Below are 15384 nucleotides of genomic sequence, written 5' to 3'. Positions count from 1 at the left end.
CGCGCACGCAGCCCCCATGGCAGACTTCGTCGGCATTGACCTCGGCACTACCCTATCAGGTTTGGCCTACCTGCGGCCAGACGGCCAGCCTGAAATCGTCCCCAATGGGGACGGTGAACGCCTCACGCCTTCGGTCGTGTACTTCGATCAGCACGAGGAAATCACCCTGGTGGGCAGCGCCGCGCGTGACGGTGGGGATCCGGAACGCACCGTGTACCAGATCAAAAGGCACATGGATGACCCGGACCATTACGTCGAGGTGGACGGCCGCCGCTGGACCCCGGCGGAGATCTCCGCGCTCATCCTGTCCAAGCTCAAACGGGATTGCTCCCGCCTCATCGGAGACATCACCGAGGCGGTGATCACCGTGCCGGCCAACTTCAACGAACTGGCGCGCAAAAGCACCATCGCTGCCGCAGAGATGGCAGAGATCAAGGTGAGCCGCCTCGTCAATGAACCCACGGCTGCCGCGGTGTACTACGCCCACACCCAGGACGTGAATGGCCGCATTCTGGTCTTTGACCTGGGCGGCGGCACTCTGGATGTGACCATCCTGGAGGTGCAGAACGAGGAAATACAGATCCTCACCTCCGAAGGTGCCCGGCACCTGGGCGGCTCCAACATCGATGAGATGCTGCTTGAGCTCTATGCCGACCAGTACCGGCAGCAGGTGAATGCCGACCTCTTCAATGACGAGCGTCAGCGTCGTCGTGCCCTGCAGGCGGCGGAAGATGCCAAAAAGATGCTCAGCAAGCTGCAGCGCTATACGGACACCATCGGGAACGACATCAACGGCATTGCGCGCATCGAGCTGCATCGTGAGGCCTTTGAAAAAGCCGTCTCCAAGCTGCTGACGCGCTCCATCATGCTGGTGGAGCAGGCGTTGAACGGCGTGTCATTGAAACCCACCGACATCAATCACGTGGTCCTGGTGGGGGGCAGCACCCGGATTCCCAAGGTCAAGACCGCGCTGGAGAAGTTCTTTGGCAAGCAGCCCAAGTCCTGCAGCAATGTGGATGAAGCCGTGGCCCTGGGAGCGGCCGTCTTCGCCCAAAGGGCCTCTCATGTTCGCGAGGTGTGCAACCAGAGCTATGGCACCCTGGCCATGCTGGTGAATGCGTCCACCGGTGAGGAAGCGGTGCGCAACTCCATCGTCATCGCCAAGAACACCCCCATCCCTTGCTCCAAGACGCAAGTTTACATGACCTCAGAAGCCAATGAGCGCTTCATCGAGGTGGACATCACCCAGGGGGAGGATGACGATCCGCGGTTTGTTGACGTCATTGGCAAGATCACCCTGGAAGTGCCCCCCGACCGCCCAGCCGGCTGCGAAGTGGCAGTGACGTACAGCTACGATGAAAACCAGCGGGTCCGGGCCCTGGTGGTGGACAAGCAGAGTGGACGTTCGCAGGAGGTGGCCGTGAGCTATCGCGGTGCCGGCATCCTGTCCGAAGAGGAGCTCTTGAAACGCGGCCGGGCCCTCCGCCAGCTCCGCATCGAGTAGTTAGAAGTTTCAAAGACTCCCACACCTCCCTCCGATCTGCCTGCATGTTTGACAACGTCTTCAAATCCCTCAAAGCCATCAAGGACAGCTTCACGGCTGACGCGATCCGTCGTGCGGAAAAGAGAGCCACGGCAGCCGCGGCTGATGATGCTCTTCCCGCAGGCGATGGCGTTTTCAAGCCGCAGCGCATCTCCCGGCTCATCGACATCGTTCAGCCAGCCACCCTGGCCGGTCCCACCCCTGAGGAGATCTGCGGCATCGCCCCCAAAATGCCGAAGCAAGAGATCCGCCAGCGACTGGCGCTGCTCTACCGTCGCTACAACCGGGCCGCCAGCAGCCTGGATCCCAAACTCCGCCACGAGGCAGAGCGGATGCTTGATGCCATTGTGACCGTGCGGGAGAATGTCTTTGGGCCGATTTAGAAGGAGTAAAAAGTTAAGAGTGAAAGGTGATAAGTGGGGGGACACCGCTTCACCTGGCAGGTTCAACCGACACGCCAGTGTCTTGGAGTGCTGGCGGTTAGACGCCGCTTTCGCCTGCCAGGCATGCGTCTTGTCGCCATTCCAGCTTCGCCAGCCCCATCGTTCCCAAGGAGCATCCGCACCTACGGCTTTCGCTCAAACTGGTGAATCGTGAACTCCTTCGCCGCTTCTCCGAGTGCGGCAATGGCCGCTTCTTTGGTGAGATCTGGAGAGGTGGACTGCACCTTCAAGGCCTGCACGCCGAGTTCCTCGGCAGGACTGATCTTGACCGTGGACACGCCCGCGAGTTTGCCCATGGCCGCCTTGACCTTGGCGGAGCAGGCACTGCAGAACACGCCACTGATCCGGCCTTCGTAGGTGTACACCACCTTGTCCTCCGCCGGCAGTCCTGTGACCGATACCAGGAGAAAGGCCAGGGAAACACAAAACATTGCAAACCGACGTGATGGATGGGTCGTAGGATTCGGGTTCATATCTGTCTTCTTGTTCAGTTTCATCGTTGAGTGGTTTAAAAGGTTGAGGACGCAGCGGCCTAAGAACCTGTTTGGATAAAAACGCTGGGTGTGTTGCGGGGCATTTTGAGTCTGGACAAGGCGCGAAGAGGGCGTGAATCGAGATTCACAACCGATGAGCAACGCCGTCCAGGCTCAAAAGGACCGCAACCCGGAGGGGTAGATCTCAGCCTCGGCGAAGCCTCTCTTATCTTAATCCCTTAATTGAACCTGCCACACCCAGATGTTTTTATCCAAACAGGTTCTAAAGCCCACGATCCTCCAGCAACCGGCGGACATCATTTTCCAGTCGCTCGCAGAAGAGGGCCGCCATCTCCGGCTGGGGGTGAAACACTTCGTAATACCCGCGAACCCAACCGGCACGGTCCACCAGCACCACCCGCAGGTCGTGCTGGTAGAGATCCAGCGGATTCAACCGCTCATCAGGAGGGATGGGCTCAGGAGCATTCATGCCCAGCCCCCGGGTCATGAAGCCCCAGAGGCTGGCCTGCTGACCGCTCAGGAACCACCACGAAGCAGACTCTCTCGCCCCCATGCTTTCTGCATACGCGGTGAGCAGTTCCGGGGTGTCGCGCTCCGGCAGCACCGTCATGGAGACCAGTTGGAGATCACTGCGATCGCCATGTTCCAGATGCAGCTTCCGCATCTGCCCCATGACGGCCGCACAGCCATGAGGACACACCGTGTAGAGACATGCGAACACCCGCACCTTGCCTTCCAGTGAGGCCGTGCTCACGGCCTTGCCATCACGCTCCACCGCCTGCAACGCCTCACCCAGTCGATGGTAGTGCGGGAGAGGTTCGGGCCGGGCTCCCCTCTTCTGCAAATGGGTGTGCATCAACCAGGAGAATCCCGCCACCACCGCACAAATACCGACGATCAGGGTCCAGAACACGCCCAGATGGATGGGAGGGCGGCTTGCCTCGTGTCGCGGAGCCGCCACCGGCGTGGGCAAGGGCGGAGCACCGTCCTCCCCCTCCTTCAAATCAAGGGTTGGGTTCATGAGCTTACTCTGCGGGGATGTTCAGGAGTTCTGCCTCCGTCCAGGGCGCACGGCGCGCGGCCTCCGCCTGGCGCACCGCCGCCACTTCTGCGGCAGACACCGCTGCAGCCCCGTTGCCAAAGGCGGCACGCACGTAGGTGAGCACGTCTGCCACCTGCGCATCGGTCAGCGTGCTCTGCGGCGGCATGATGGGTGCCGGGGTCGGGAAAGGCTTGCCGTTCACCGAGATGGGCCCCGCCACTCCATGCAGCACCAGACGGATCAACCGGTCAGGCTTCTTCGCTGCCACCCAGTCCGATCCTGCCAGGGGCGGAAACATGCCGGGAATGCCCGCACCCGTTGGCTGATGGCAGGCCAGACAGATCGTGGAGTACACTTGCTGCCCCGTCTGTTTGCGGGCCTCCAGCGTCGGATCCTGGGCACACAACCGGGATGAGGTAATAACAATTATGAGAAAGACTGGGAAAAGCTTGAGGAAGTTTGGACGGGGCATATCAGTGAAAAGAAGATTGGAGATACCAGCCCTGCATCAGGGCATGGCGGTTCAGGGGCAGGGAGATGCGCGGAGCTCCATCGAGCGCCGGAGAACATCCTCATCCCTCAGGCACGGCAACGATGCCTGGAGTGATGATCAGAGAACTGGTGCTGGATCGCGTGCGGACACTCGCGGCTCAGCCTGCGAGGGAGCCGACAACATCGCCGCGGGGGATCACACGTCCACTCGGGGCGGTGGGGTGGCCGGTGCGGCCAGGTACTGGGCAGCGAGCGGTTGCGGGATGACAAACCCCACCAGACTGTTTTCAGGAGTCCACGGTGATTCAGGCAGATCCAGCGCCACCACAGAGGTCACCAACCAGGATCCTGACTGATCCATCTTGAGCAGGGACGCAGGCTTCTGCTTTTCCTCTTCCGCACGGCATGACTTGATCTTCTGGCACATCGGGCAGGGATGTTCCCCGTCAAAGGTGTCCATCACCGCCTCAGCCACGCTGCGATCCTGCGAATAGTCCCGCAGCATCTGGGCCCACGCCACCATCTGCATGACGCCCCAGTGCCCGCCCACCAGATGGAGGGCGGCGAGGAGACACAGCAGGGATTGCAGGTGGCGCTTCACAACGTGAGAAGGGTGATCCGCCGACATGACACCGTCAACAGAAGATCTGGGGGTGCGGAGATGCTGCAGATTGTTTCCTATGACTCCTGGGCAGACCGTAGAGGCTTGTTTTACAAGGGAAAACAGGACCCTGATAGCTTGCATGGCGTCACCGCATGCAGGATGCGGCGTGACAATTTGCCGCCGTGAGCGGCGGCCGGGAGCTGGCGCAAGGAGCCCCCCTCTTCTGCGACACCATCGACACCCTTTTTGGAGGTTTTACGAAAAACGACGATTTAACGACTATTTTACATATAGTGCTTATGTTGAGCCATATATGCCTAAAAATAGGTGTACTTCATGTACCCTTACACACTCACCGATGGATGACCCAGCCCCTCGGAGGGGTGGAGGAAACAGCCTCCTTCCCCAGCCCCGACCACTGCGGATTTCCCCCCAAGGCGGGAGCACCGGGGTCTCAGAACCTGTTTGGATAAAAACGCTGGGTGTGTTGCGGGGCATTTTGAGTCTGGACAAGGCGCGAAGAGGGCGTGAATCGAGATTCACAACCGATGAGCAACGCCGTCCAGGCTCAAAAGGACCGCAACCCGGAGGGGTAGATCTCAGCCTCGGCGAAGCCTCTCTTATCTTAATCCCTTAATTTATCCTGCCACACCCAGATGTTTTTATCCAAACAGGTTCTCAGGGTATCACCCGCACCTTGGCCAAGTGAAGACCATCCACTCAACTACCCTGACCCTACTCGTACTCACAACAACTGACAACACCTCCTTTTTGCATCACAAGTATCTCACTACCAACACTATATGCACAATACGAAGAAATGAACGATTTTCGCAAAAACTCCAAAAAGGGTGTCGATGGTGTCGCAACCCAGCGCCCCTCCCCCTCAGGTCTGGCAGTCTGGCCTCTTCTCTCAGAACGCCTTGATGCCCTGCAACGAGGCAAAGCTCACCCGCCGCATGATCTGCTGGAAGTCTGACATCCACGCGACCTTGGCCAGGGAGTCCGTCGTGGCAGCGTACAGGGCGCTCTGCAGGCCGTTCTTGCCAATGGGCCGGGCCACGACGTACTCGCGATCCAAGAAGGGCTGGATGGCCCAGCGGGGCATCGCAGCGATGCCTCGACGACTGGCCACCAGTTGTAGAATAGCGACCGTTAACTCGGTGGCGCGACGCTTGGCGGGATCGATCCGTGCGGGGATCAGCACCTCCCGCATCACATCAATGCGATCATCCGGGATGGGATAGGTCACGAGCGTCTCTTTCGCAAAGTCCTTGGCCGTGAGAAACGGCTTCCTGGTCAGCGGATGCTCCTTGGCCAGCAAAGCGGAAACTTCATACCGGAACAGCGGATGATAGGCCGTGTGAGGCCGCTTGATGGCATGGGAGACGATCACCAAATCTGCCCGGTCCTCATGAAGCAGGCCGATCGGATCAGCGTGAAACCCTGAAACCAGATCCTGCTCCACTTCCGGCCAGCGCTCACGAAAGGCGTCCATGGACGGCATCAGCCAGTCGAAGCATGAATGGCACTCCACGGCGATCCGGAGTTGGCCCGTGCTGCCACCGGCGATCCTGGCCAGATCGCGCTCAGTCTCGGCCATCTGCTGCTCCACAGAGCGGGCCAGTTCCAGCAGCCGCTGTCCGGCAGGCGTGAGCTTCACCGGCATGGTCTTGCGCTCAAAGAGCGGCAGACCGCAGAGCTCCTCCATCACCCGGACCTGGTGCGACACGGCAGGCTGGCTGAGGTGCAGACGCTCCGCCGCCTTGGACAGGCTGTGCGTGTCCACAATGGCCGAGATGGTGCGGAGATGACGAAACTCCAGGGTGGACGAGGTTCCGGAAATCATAAATCAGATGAATGTGAAACCTCAATACAATGAATTGGATGAAATCGCAAGACAGATGAATGCTTCCGATTCATGACTGCGATCAAAACACATACCCTCGGCTACCCGCGCATCGGGGAGCAACGTGAACTGAAGAAGGCCACCGAGGCCTACTGGAAGGGCAAGCTGGCTCTGGACGAGCTGCTGGCCACCGGCAAGAAGCTGCGTGAGACCAACTGGAAGAAACAACAGGCGGCAGGGATCGACCTGATTCCGGTCAACGATTTCTCCTTCTACGACCAGACGCTCGACCTGAGCTGCCTCGTGGGCAATGTGCCGCCGCGATTCCAGTGGCAGGGCGGTCAGACGGATGCGAACACCGTGTTCACCGTGGCCCGAGGTACCCAGGGGGGCGCGTCCCCCGTGGCTCATGCGCACGGCAGTGATTGCGGCTGCGGCAGCAAGGGCGTCTCCACCTACGCCAGTGAGATGACCAAATGGTTCGACACGAACTACCACTACATCGTGCCTGAGTTTCAGGCGGATACGAAGTTCACCCTGAGCAGCACCAAGGTGTTTGATGAGTTCGCGGAAGCAAAAGCGCTCGGGCTCAATGCCAAGCCGGTGCTGGTGGGGCCGGTGACCTACCTCTCCCTCGGCAAGGTTCAAGACGCCAACCATCCCGACTTCGACCAGTTCACGCTGCTGGACGATCTGCTTGGGGTTTATGAGCAGGTCATCAGCCAGCTGGCCGCAGCCGGCGCGCAGTGGATCCAGCTCGATGAGCCCGTGTTCTCCCTCGATCTCACGGAAAAACAACTCGCCGCACTGAAGAGCAGCTACGAGCGCCTCTCCAAGGCCAAAGGTGCCGCCAAATTGATCGTCACCACCTACTTCGGCGGGGTGCGCGGCAATCTGGGCGCCTACCTCGCCCTCCCGGTGGATGCATTGCACTTTGACTTCGTGCGCGGCGCGGAGGACATCGACGCCGTGCTGGCCAAGTTCCCGCAGGACAAGATCCTCTCCGTGGGCATCGTGGAAGGCCGCAACATCTGGAAGAACAACTACGACGCCTCGCTTGAGGTGCTTGAAAAGGCCAGGGCTGCAGTGGGTGCAGACCGCCTGTGGGTGGCACCGTCCTGCTCGCTCATGCACTCCCCCGTCACGCTGACGAACGAACCCAAGCTGGATGATGAACTGAAGAACTGGCTCGCATTCGCCGACCAGAAACTCGCCGAAGTGGTGGACCTGCGCCAACTCCTGGACGGCACCGGAGCGATCGACAAACTGGCTGCCAACAAGGCCGCCGCCGCTTCCCGCAAGTCCAGCACGCGCATCCACAACGACGCGGTGAAGTCCCGCCTGGCCGCGGTGCAGGCCTCCGACTACGAGCGTGCCTCCGCCTTCCCAGCACGTCAGCAGCAGCAGGCGGCCAAGCTGCAGTTGCCCGAGTTCCCCACCACAACGATTGGCTCCTTCCCCCAGACTGCCGAGGTGCGCAAGGCGCGCGCCCAGTGGAAGAAGGGCGAGCTGAGCGACGAGGCTTATGACAAGTTCCTCAAGGAAGAAACGGCCAAGTGCGTGGCGTGGCAGGATGAGATCGGCATCGACATGCCGGTGCATGGCGAGTTCGAGCGCAATGACATGGTGGAATACTTCGGTGAGAACCTCGAAGGATTCGCCTTCACCAGCAACGGCTGGGTGCAGAGCTACGGCAGCCGCTATGTGAAGCCGCCGATCATCTTTGGTGATGTGAGCCGTCCGAAGCCCATGACCACTTACTGGTCTGAGTATGCACAGTCTCTCACCAAGCGCCCCATGAAGGGCATGCTCACCGGCCCGGTGACCATCCTGCAGTGGAGCTTTGTGCGCGATGACCAGCCGCGCTCGGTGACCACTCACCAGATCGGCCTCGCCATCCGGGACGAAGTGGTGGACCTGGAGAAATCCGGCATCGCCGCAATCCAGATCGACGAACCCGCGATTCGCGAGGGGCTTCCCCTGCGTCGCAATGACTGGGAGCACTACCTCGACTGGGCGGTCAAAGGCTTCCGCCTCAGCGCCAGCGGCGTGAAGGATGACACCCAGATCCACACGCACATGTGCTACTCGGAGTTCAATGACATTATCAAGGCCATCGCTGACATGGATGCCGATGTCATCACCATCGAGACCTCCCGCTCCAACATGGAGCTGCTGGACGCGTTCGTTGGTTTCCAGTATCCCAACGAAATCGGGCCCGGCGTCTATGACATCCACTCCCCGCGCGTACCAACCGAGGAGGAGATGGTGCGCCTCATGAGCAAGGCCGAGGCCGTGCTGCCCCGTCGCAATCTCTGGGTGAATCCGGATTGCGGATTGAAGACCCGCGGCTGGGAGGAAGTGAAGCCTTCCCTCATCCACATGGTGGCCGCCGCCCGGACGTTGCGCGCTGCCAAGCCTGCCACCGTCTAAGCCTGCCCCCACCCCGCAGACCGTGGAGGAAAGGCAACTCCCCTCCACGGTCTCATCGTGTCCCTCTCTTCCTCACTCCTGCTGGCGGCCCGTTCTCCACTGAATCTCTCACCTCCCTGCCTATCATGCATATCCGCGACATCCTCCAGGCCTCCAGACCGTCGCTGTCATTCGAGTTCTTCCCCCCCAACACCACGGAGGGGCGTGATCGATTGAACGACACCATCTCGCAACTCAGCGCCTGCAAGCCTGACTTCCTGAGCATCACCTACGGGGCAGGCGGCTCCACGCGCCATGCCACGATGCAACTCGTGGAGCACGTCAAGCGCACCACCACGCTGCCCCCCATCCCGCACTTCACCTGCGTGAATCATCAGCGCGAGGAAATAGACAGCCTCCTGGGGCACTATGCCGCACAGGGCATCAGCAACATCCTGGCGCTGCGAGGGGATGCCCCGCGCAACCTCCCCAACTACGATCACAGCCAGGACTACTGCGTGCAATGTGTCGATCTGGTGCGGCACATTCAGAACTTCAACCAAAGCGGCACTCACCCCGACAAACGAGGGTTCGGCATTGGCGTCGCAGGCTTTCCAGAAGGTCATCCCGGCACTCCAAACCGGCTGCTGGAGATGGACCATCTCAAAGCCAAGATCGACGCCGGGGCCGACTACATCTGCACGCAGCTCTTTTTCGACAACCGCGACTTCCACGACTTCCGCGAACGGTGTGAACTGGCAGGCATCCGGGTCCCCATTCTAGCCGGCATCCTGCCCGTCACCAGCCTCAGTGGATTGAGACGCATGGCGGAGCTGGCGGGCGGCGCCCGGGTCCCGGCCAGGTTGCAAAGAGCCCTGCTCCAGGTGCAGGACGATCCTGCAGCGGTGCTCGAGGTGGGGCTGCACCACGCCACCGAGCAGTGCTCCGAGCTGATCCACCAGGGAGTAGCCGGCATCCACCTCTACACGCTGAATCAGGCCGTACCGATATTGGAGATCCTCAAGCGGCTTGGGCGACTGCGGGGGTGAGATGGCGATTTTTGAATTTGGATTTGGATATTGGATAGATGCCAATCCTGAAACGCCGCCCCTGGTGTCACAGTATTTGCATCGAACCCTGAGGGTTCACCACGAATAGCCAGGGGCCGGCCGAGTCTGGCGAGGCCTGCCCCTGGAATGGAAGTGTGTACTGCTACCACGGAGTGGTAGGCCCATAGCGTTGCCAGACCGGTGACAGGCGCTGCGATGGAAGCCGCTACAGTCGATTGGCCCCTCAGGCCTACCGCTCCGCGGTAGAGCAACCCGGCCTGTTTCCATGGGTAGGCCTCGCTACACTCGGCCGACCCATGGCTACGGTTGGCGAACCCTCCGGGTTCAAGGCAAACACTTCATCACCCCCATCCCTGGCCCCATTAGGCCCTTGGCCCCCTTCCCTCTCCGCCCACCCAACAGACCGCGGGGCCGGAGACCCCTACCCGCTGCGCGGGAGACACAAGACTAGAAGACAAAAGACTCAAGACTTGAGTTCTGACCATATGAGGTCGCTACGGGCGTAGTCCGGTTGTCCCAACCGGCTCACGCACCAATCGTCCCACGATCCTCTTTCCGCTCCGCCCACCCAACAGACCGCGGGGCCGGAGACCCCGCCACCCCAATGCCAAACTCCAACCACACCGATCATTGGAGTTTGGAGTTTGAAGTTTGGCATTTGAAGTTTCCCCTTCACTGACTCCTAGAACCGATACGTCACCCTCAACCGGAACGTCCTGGGCTCCGTGGGGTGCAGATGCACGTCATCATACCCTTCCGGCCTCTCGTTCTGCAGACGGCTGGTGTAGTAGTACTCGATGTCGTTGTCATCCCGGTCGAAGAGGTTGAGACACTCCACCGCCGCCTCCCAGTTGGCCTTGCGATAGCCCACGCCGGCATTCACCAGGAAGCTGGACTTGCCCTTCACGCTGTTGTCCTCAATGAGAGGACGGCGGTCAAAGGCGCGCGCCCGCAGGGTGGCGAAGAAACCTTCGTCTTCCGCATGCGCACCGAGCGTCATCCCGCCGCTGAACATGAAGGGGATGCTCCCCGGGATGTGGTCCTCATTGCCAGAGTCTGTGAAGCGCGCGTGAGTGATCGCGAACTCCGCATCCAGACTAAACCAGTGCACCGGACGCCAGTAGTTGGCGAACTCAATGCCATACCGCCGGGAGCCAGGACCGGCCTCGTTGGCACCGGCATCGCCGATGTACACGAGCTCACTATCGCTCTCCAGCCAGAAAAGGGCCAGCGTGCTGGTGAGGTGCGGCACCACCTGGGTGCGCACCCCGATCTCTGCCCCCATCGTGCGGACCAGCGGGTCCACCTTGTCCACGCGATCGCCGCTGTTGGGATCAACCACGGTGTTCACGCCACGCGCGTCGTTGCTGTGGAAGCCCATCCCATAGTTGAGATAGAGCTCCGTCTCCTTCCACGGGCCAAAGATGGCGCTGAACTTCGGGCTCACGATGCCGTCCCACTCAGAGCCTTCATTGGCGGCCAGGGTGCTCTGTGAGGTGTCGAAGTAGAACACATCCCCGCGCACGCCGATGTTCGTGCGAAACCAGTCCGTCCAGCGGGCAGTGCTGTCAGCATACACGCTGTAGCTGCTCTCATACACCTCATCCTCGCGCACGGTGGCAAAGCGCCGGCGCGCCTCCGTGCGGTAGAGGCCGATGGGGTCGATCAGATCATGCCGCGTCTGAAAGCCGAGGGTGTAGTCCGCCGGAGTGCCGAAGAACTCCTGGTTCTTCCACGTGCGGGCCAGATTGCCGCCGATCACCCATCGCTTCTCCTTCTGCTGAAACTGATCGCCGTGATCCGGATAGTCGAGGAAATAAGTAAAGCTCGAGTACAGGTCCAGATCATAGTGGATGCCGTACACATTCCCCGTGGTGACGACATCGCCGTCCGTCGTCTGGAAGGCAAGGTTCAAGCTGTAGCGTTGGGAGTGGCCACCCGTCGTCGGATCCACGGTGCCAAACCGGTCAATCCGGCCGTCCTTGACGGCCCGCTCTGGAATCTGGTCGCTGGAGTTCCACTCACCATGGTAGCCCATGAGCGTGGCGGTGAACCAGTTGTCCTCATCGCCTTTGAAATAACGCAGCAGGCCATTCCAGCGCTCGAAGTCCTCCGGGAGCACCCAGGGGCCATCGTAGGTGTTGTATTCCAGCGCATAGGTGAGGCTCTCCGTCACGCCGGGGTCTGCAGGAGCCACCGGCTGAACGTTTTTGCCTGCGTTCTTGGCACTCACCACCACGCCATCGGCGGGGGCCACGGGTGAATCCAGGCGGATGGAGCCGGCGATGAGGCCGCGGTAGTAGTTGTCCTCTCCGATCTCAAAGGTGGCCTGGTTGCGCTCCAGATGTTTGAAGAGGAGGAAGTTGGCACTGCCTGCCGTAGAGAGATCTCCATTGGCGGCGGTGTAGGTGCCTTTCACATAGTCAAGACGCTCCACCAGTTCCGGGATCACGCCGTTGAGGTCAGTGTAGCCCTGGCCGTGAGCGTGGGTGCGCATGTTCAGGGGCATCCCGTCCAGACTGGTGGCGAAGTCGGTGCCGTGGTCGAGATTGTAGCCGCGGAGGAAGTACTGGTTGGCCTTCCCGCCACCAGCATGCTGGGTGATGATGAGACCAGGGATGGTTTCCAGGATCTCACCCCGGCGCAGGATCGGGCGGCTCAACAGATCTTCTGAACTGGCATGACCTTCGGAAGCCGCCGGTGCGGTGCCCAAGAGGTCATCCGCCTTCCCGACTACCGTGACGGCGTCGAGTTCGGTGGCGGTTTCCTGCGCTGCTAGAGGAGCGGCAACAGCCGCCACGAAGGATGAAGCGATAACAAATCGGGAGCGTTTTGAAAGTGACATGGAAAAACAGGTAGAATTCGTTCTGTCATGGGAGCTTCCGCCTTCACAGGGGCGGGGCTGACCGGGGCACGAGGATCCGATTCACCGTCGGTCAGCAGGATGCTTCGCTGCCTGGGGTCGTGGAGCCCGCCCGTTCAGTTCACGTGGGCAGGGCGCAGTCACGCACCGTTCAGCCTCCTCCACAGCGGGAGGCGGCATTCAGCAAAAAGGCACCGGTTGCCGAGGGTTCACCGGTAGGAGCTCACACGCATCGTGGCGGTGGCAGGGGCGGCGCATGAGGCCAGGCCGAGGTCAGGGTTCGCACCCAGAGATGCGGACCTTCGCAGGGAACGGGTTGCTCCTCTGGGAGGGTGACGCCCTCCCACACCAGGCCGATCAATTTGCCGCCGGGATCTTTGACGACAGGCACCGGATCTTTCTGCCCGGAGGAAGGGTGACCGTAGGCAGCTCCGCTCAGGGCAGAGGCCACCTTCTGCCATTCCGCGCTCTGGCTGGCCTTCACGACTCCGACCGTCAAGCCATGCTCCGCAGCCTGGTGAACCACCATCCGGCTGAAGAAGACCACCGCCAGAATGACCAGCGGCCCACCCACGAGCTGAAACAGCGCGAGCAGATAAAGATGCCGGATGCTGGGACGAAGGGGGGCCATGAAACGTACCTTGGAGGTGAGCGGAGCCAGCCGCCCATCAAGCGGGCGGATTTTCCTCCACCCAGCTTCAGAGTGCAATCTCAATTTGCCGCCGGGTGGCTGCCCACGCTAGATTATCGGTTCTTCCATGTCTTTTTCCCGCGAGAAACCCGACCTCAATGCCAGGCTCCATGACGTGCCCCACCTGCCGGGTATCTACGTCATGCGCGATCGCCTGAACCGGGTGATCTACGTGGGCAAGGCCCGCGACCTGCGCAAGCGCCTGAGCAGCTACTTCATGCCCTCCCGGGCGCGGAAGGCGGATCTCAAAACGCGGGCGCTCATCGACAGCATCTGGGACTTTGAAACCCAGCTTGTGCGGAATGAGCCGGAGGCCCTCCTTCTTGAAGGCCGCCTCATCAAGGACTTCCGCCCCAAGTACAACATCAGCTTCCGCGACGACAAGCGCTTCCTCCTGGTGAAGGTGCAGATGGCGGAGCCGTTCCCCCGCTTCACTCTCACGCGCTTGAAGAAGGACGACGGCGCCCGCTACTTCGGGCCCTTTGCCCACTCGGGAGCACTGCGCACCACCTTGAACTGGATGAACCGGGAGTTCGGTCTGCGCGTCTGCCGCCCCCTGAATCCGGACGAAGACGACTACAAGCACTGCAACAACGACATCATCAAGAAGTGCTCCGCCCCCTGCATCGGCCGGGTGACGCAGGAGGAGTACCGCGCCCGCATTGATCGCGCCTGTGAATTCCTCGAAGGCAAATCGCGGGACCTCGTCACTGCCCTGGAGGAGGAGATGAAGAAGGCGGCAGCCCGGCTCGACTTCGAGAAGGCTGCTGAGCTGCGCGACATGATCGAGGACTTCAAGAAGACCCTGCGCCCCACACGCACCTTCGAGCGCGGTGCCCGCACCCGTATCTCCAGCACCATCGATCCCATGAGCGATGTGGCCGAGCTGCAGGAGTACCTGGGCTTGGACGAACCTCCGCTGGTGATGGAGTGCTTTGACATCGCCAACATCGGCACCGCCCACTGCGTGGCCAGCATGGTCCGCTTCAAAAACGGAGCGCCGGACAACGCCAACTACCGTCGCTACCGCATCCGCATCGTCAGCGGGCAGAACGACTTCGCTGCCATGAGCGAGGTGGTGCGCCGACGCTACTCCCGCATTCTGCTGGAAGGACGGGCCGCACTGGGTGAAGACGCCGCCGATGCCTCCCAGGAAAACCCGCTGGAAGCCATGCGCCGGCTGGAGGAAGAAAAGCCCAAGGGCGTGAGTCCGAAATTTGTCACCCTGCCCAACCTCATCATCGTGGACGGCGGCAAGGGCCAGCTTTCCTCTGCCACGAAGGAGCTCCAACGCCTGGGCCTTCATGAGGTGCCCATCATCGGACTGGCCAAGGAGAACGAGGAAGTGTACCGCCCCGATGTGGAACAGCCGCTGCTGATCCCGCACGATCGCGGTGCCCTGAAGCTGCTGCAACGCATCCGCGATGAAGCCCACCGCTGGGCCAACGGTTATCACCAGCTGCTGCTCGGCCGCCGGGTCGAGGAAAGCATCCTCGATGACTGCCCGGGCGTGAGCCAGACGAGGAAGGCCAACTTGCTACGCCACTTCGGCTCCGTGACGCGCCTGCGCAAGGCGACCGTGGAAGAGATCGCCAAGGTTCAAGGAATCGGCAAGGGACTCGCCGAGGAGATTGAGCGGTTCTTGAGGGAACGGGGTTGAGTGTGACGATTCCAACATCGCGACAGCGCACAGGCTGACGACGGCGGCAATGGCCAGTGGAGTCATACCCTCTGCCAAGGCGCGACCTCCGACGGTCGTAGTTGTCGACGTGAGGAGGCACTAACTGAAGCGTCTGCGACGTGATTCACGCAACGGTCTTCCGCATACCCAGCGACTCGCTCCCGCTCCAGCGCAGACCTTGGCCCTTTGGTCCTCTTTCC

Annotated in this window: 12 protein-coding genes; 5 read left to right on the top strand and 7 right to left on the bottom strand. The window is 61.1% G+C overall.

What is annotated here, in order from left to right; genetic code table 11:
• Window positions 1-16: 16 nt before the first annotated feature.
• Together BV034_RS06610 and BV034_RS06605 are read left to right on the top strand one after the other, a co-directional pair.
• A complete protein-coding gene (locus BV034_RS06610) occupies window positions 17-1504 on the top strand; it encodes an Hsp70 family protein (RefSeq protein ID WP_050025352.1) in 1488 nt (495 codons plus the stop codon).
• Window positions 1505-1548: 44 nt separating this feature from the next.
• Entirely contained in the window at window positions 1549-1926 is a 378-nt protein-coding gene (locus BV034_RS06605; protein WP_050025351.1) for a hypothetical protein, read from the top strand.
• A 182-nt stretch (window positions 1927-2108) separates the two neighbouring features.
• Here BV034_RS06605 and BV034_RS06600 read toward each other — a convergent pair whose 3' ends face one another.
• The 5 genes from BV034_RS06600 to BV034_RS06580 all read right to left on the bottom strand — a co-directional run bounded on the left by BV034_RS06600 (window position 2109) and on the right by BV034_RS06580 (window position 6467).
• Window positions 2109-2483 carry a heavy-metal-associated domain-containing protein gene (locus BV034_RS06600; protein WP_081887613.1) on the bottom strand — a complete coding sequence of 125 codons (375 nt, stop codon included), beginning with the start codon at window positions 2481-2483 and terminating at the stop codon, window positions 2109-2111.
• A gap of 259 nt (window positions 2484-2742) precedes the next feature.
• Window positions 2743-3501, bottom strand: a complete 759-nt coding sequence (locus BV034_RS06595) for an SCO family protein (RefSeq protein ID WP_050025347.1) — start codon at window positions 3499-3501, stop codon at window positions 2743-2745.
• A 4-nt stretch (window positions 3502-3505) separates the two neighbouring features.
• Window positions 3506-3994: a cytochrome c gene (locus BV034_RS06590; protein WP_081887612.1), complete on the bottom strand. Its 489-nt coding sequence runs from the start codon at window positions 3992-3994 to the stop codon at window positions 3506-3508.
• 216 nt (window positions 3995-4210) lie between these two features.
• Entirely contained in the window at window positions 4211-4642 is a 432-nt protein-coding gene (locus BV034_RS06585) for a hypothetical protein (protein WP_050025345.1), read from the bottom strand.
• Between the two features lie 889 nt (window positions 4643-5531).
• The gene (locus BV034_RS06580; RefSeq protein WP_050025343.1) at window positions 5532-6467 is read right to left on the bottom strand and encodes a LysR family transcriptional regulator; all 936 of its coding nucleotides are present in this window, start codon (window positions 6465-6467) and stop codon (window positions 5532-5534) included.
• Between the two features lie 72 nt (window positions 6468-6539).
• On the opposite strand from BV034_RS06580, the gene metE reads away from it, so the two are divergent.
• Window positions 6540-8900 carry a 5-methyltetrahydropteroyltriglutamate--homocysteine S-methyltransferase gene (metE, locus tag BV034_RS06575; RefSeq protein WP_050025341.1) on the top strand — a complete coding sequence of 787 codons (2361 nt, stop codon included), beginning with the start codon at window positions 6540-6542 and terminating at the stop codon, window positions 8898-8900.
• Window positions 8901-9025: 125 nt separating this feature from the next.
• Window positions 9026-9928: a methylenetetrahydrofolate reductase [NAD(P)H] gene (gene metF, locus BV034_RS06570; protein WP_050025339.1), complete on the top strand. Its 903-nt coding sequence runs from the start codon at window positions 9026-9028 to the stop codon at window positions 9926-9928.
• Window positions 9929-10631: 703 nt separating this feature from the next.
• Here metF and BV034_RS06565 read toward each other — a convergent pair.
• Window positions 10632-12794 (bottom strand): TonB-dependent receptor, encoded by a 2163-nt coding sequence (locus BV034_RS06565; protein WP_050025338.1) that lies wholly within the window; start codon window positions 12792-12794, stop codon window positions 10632-10634.
• Window positions 12795-13035: 241 nt separating this feature from the next.
• Window positions 13036-13443 (bottom strand): hypothetical protein, encoded by a 408-nt coding sequence (locus BV034_RS06560; protein WP_050025336.1) that lies wholly within the window; start codon window positions 13441-13443, stop codon window positions 13036-13038.
• A 127-nt stretch (window positions 13444-13570) separates the two neighbouring features.
• On the opposite strand from BV034_RS06560, the gene BV034_RS06555 reads away from it, so the two are divergent.
• Window positions 13571-15163: an excinuclease ABC subunit UvrC gene (locus tag BV034_RS06555; RefSeq protein ID WP_050025334.1), complete on the top strand. Its 1593-nt coding sequence runs from the start codon at window positions 13571-13573 to the stop codon at window positions 15161-15163.
• The last annotated feature ends 221 nt before the right edge of the window (window positions 15164-15384 follow it).

The sequence above is a fragment of the Verrucomicrobium sp. BvORR034 genome (assembly GCF_000739635.1).
In the GTDB taxonomy this organism is placed as follows: domain Bacteria; phylum Verrucomicrobiota; class Verrucomicrobiia; order Verrucomicrobiales; family Verrucomicrobiaceae; genus Verrucomicrobium.
This window is presented reverse-complemented; position numbering and strand designations above follow the sequence as displayed.

Bases quoted from the DNA above. Each gene is read 5' to 3' on its own strand.
- BV034_RS06610 (WP_050025352.1), top strand. From the start codon at position 17: ATGGCAGACTTCGTCGGCATTGACCTCGGCACTACCCTATCAGGTTTG.
- BV034_RS06605 (WP_050025351.1), top strand. From the start codon at position 1,549: ATGTTTGACAACGTCTTCAAATCCCTCAAAGCCATCAAGGACAGCTTC.
- BV034_RS06600 (WP_081887613.1), bottom strand. From the start codon at position 2,483: ATGAAACTGAACAAGAAGACAGATATGAACCCGAATCCTACGACCCAT.
- BV034_RS06595 (WP_050025347.1), bottom strand. From the start codon at position 3,501: ATGAACCCAACCCTTGATTTGAAGGAGGGGGAGGACGGTGCTCCGCCC.
- BV034_RS06590 (WP_081887612.1), bottom strand. From the start codon at position 3,994: ATGCCCCGTCCAAACTTCCTCAAGCTTTTCCCAGTCTTTCTCATAATT.
- BV034_RS06585 (WP_050025345.1), bottom strand. From the start codon at position 4,642: ATGTCGGCGGATCACCCTTCTCACGTTGTGAAGCGCCACCTGCAATCC.
- BV034_RS06580 (WP_050025343.1), bottom strand. From the start codon at position 6,467: ATGATTTCCGGAACCTCGTCCACCCTGGAGTTTCGTCATCTCCGCACC.
- metE (WP_050025341.1), top strand. From the start codon at position 6,540: ATGACTGCGATCAAAACACATACCCTCGGCTACCCGCGCATCGGGGAG.
- metF (WP_050025339.1), top strand. From the start codon at position 9,026: ATGCATATCCGCGACATCCTCCAGGCCTCCAGACCGTCGCTGTCATTC.
- BV034_RS06565 (WP_050025338.1), bottom strand. From the start codon at position 12,794: ATGTCACTTTCAAAACGCTCCCGATTTGTTATCGCTTCATCCTTCGTG.
- BV034_RS06560 (WP_050025336.1), bottom strand. From the start codon at position 13,443: ATGGCCCCCCTTCGTCCCAGCATCCGGCATCTTTATCTGCTCGCGCTG.
- BV034_RS06555 (WP_050025334.1), top strand. From the start codon at position 13,571: ATGTCTTTTTCCCGCGAGAAACCCGACCTCAATGCCAGGCTCCATGAC.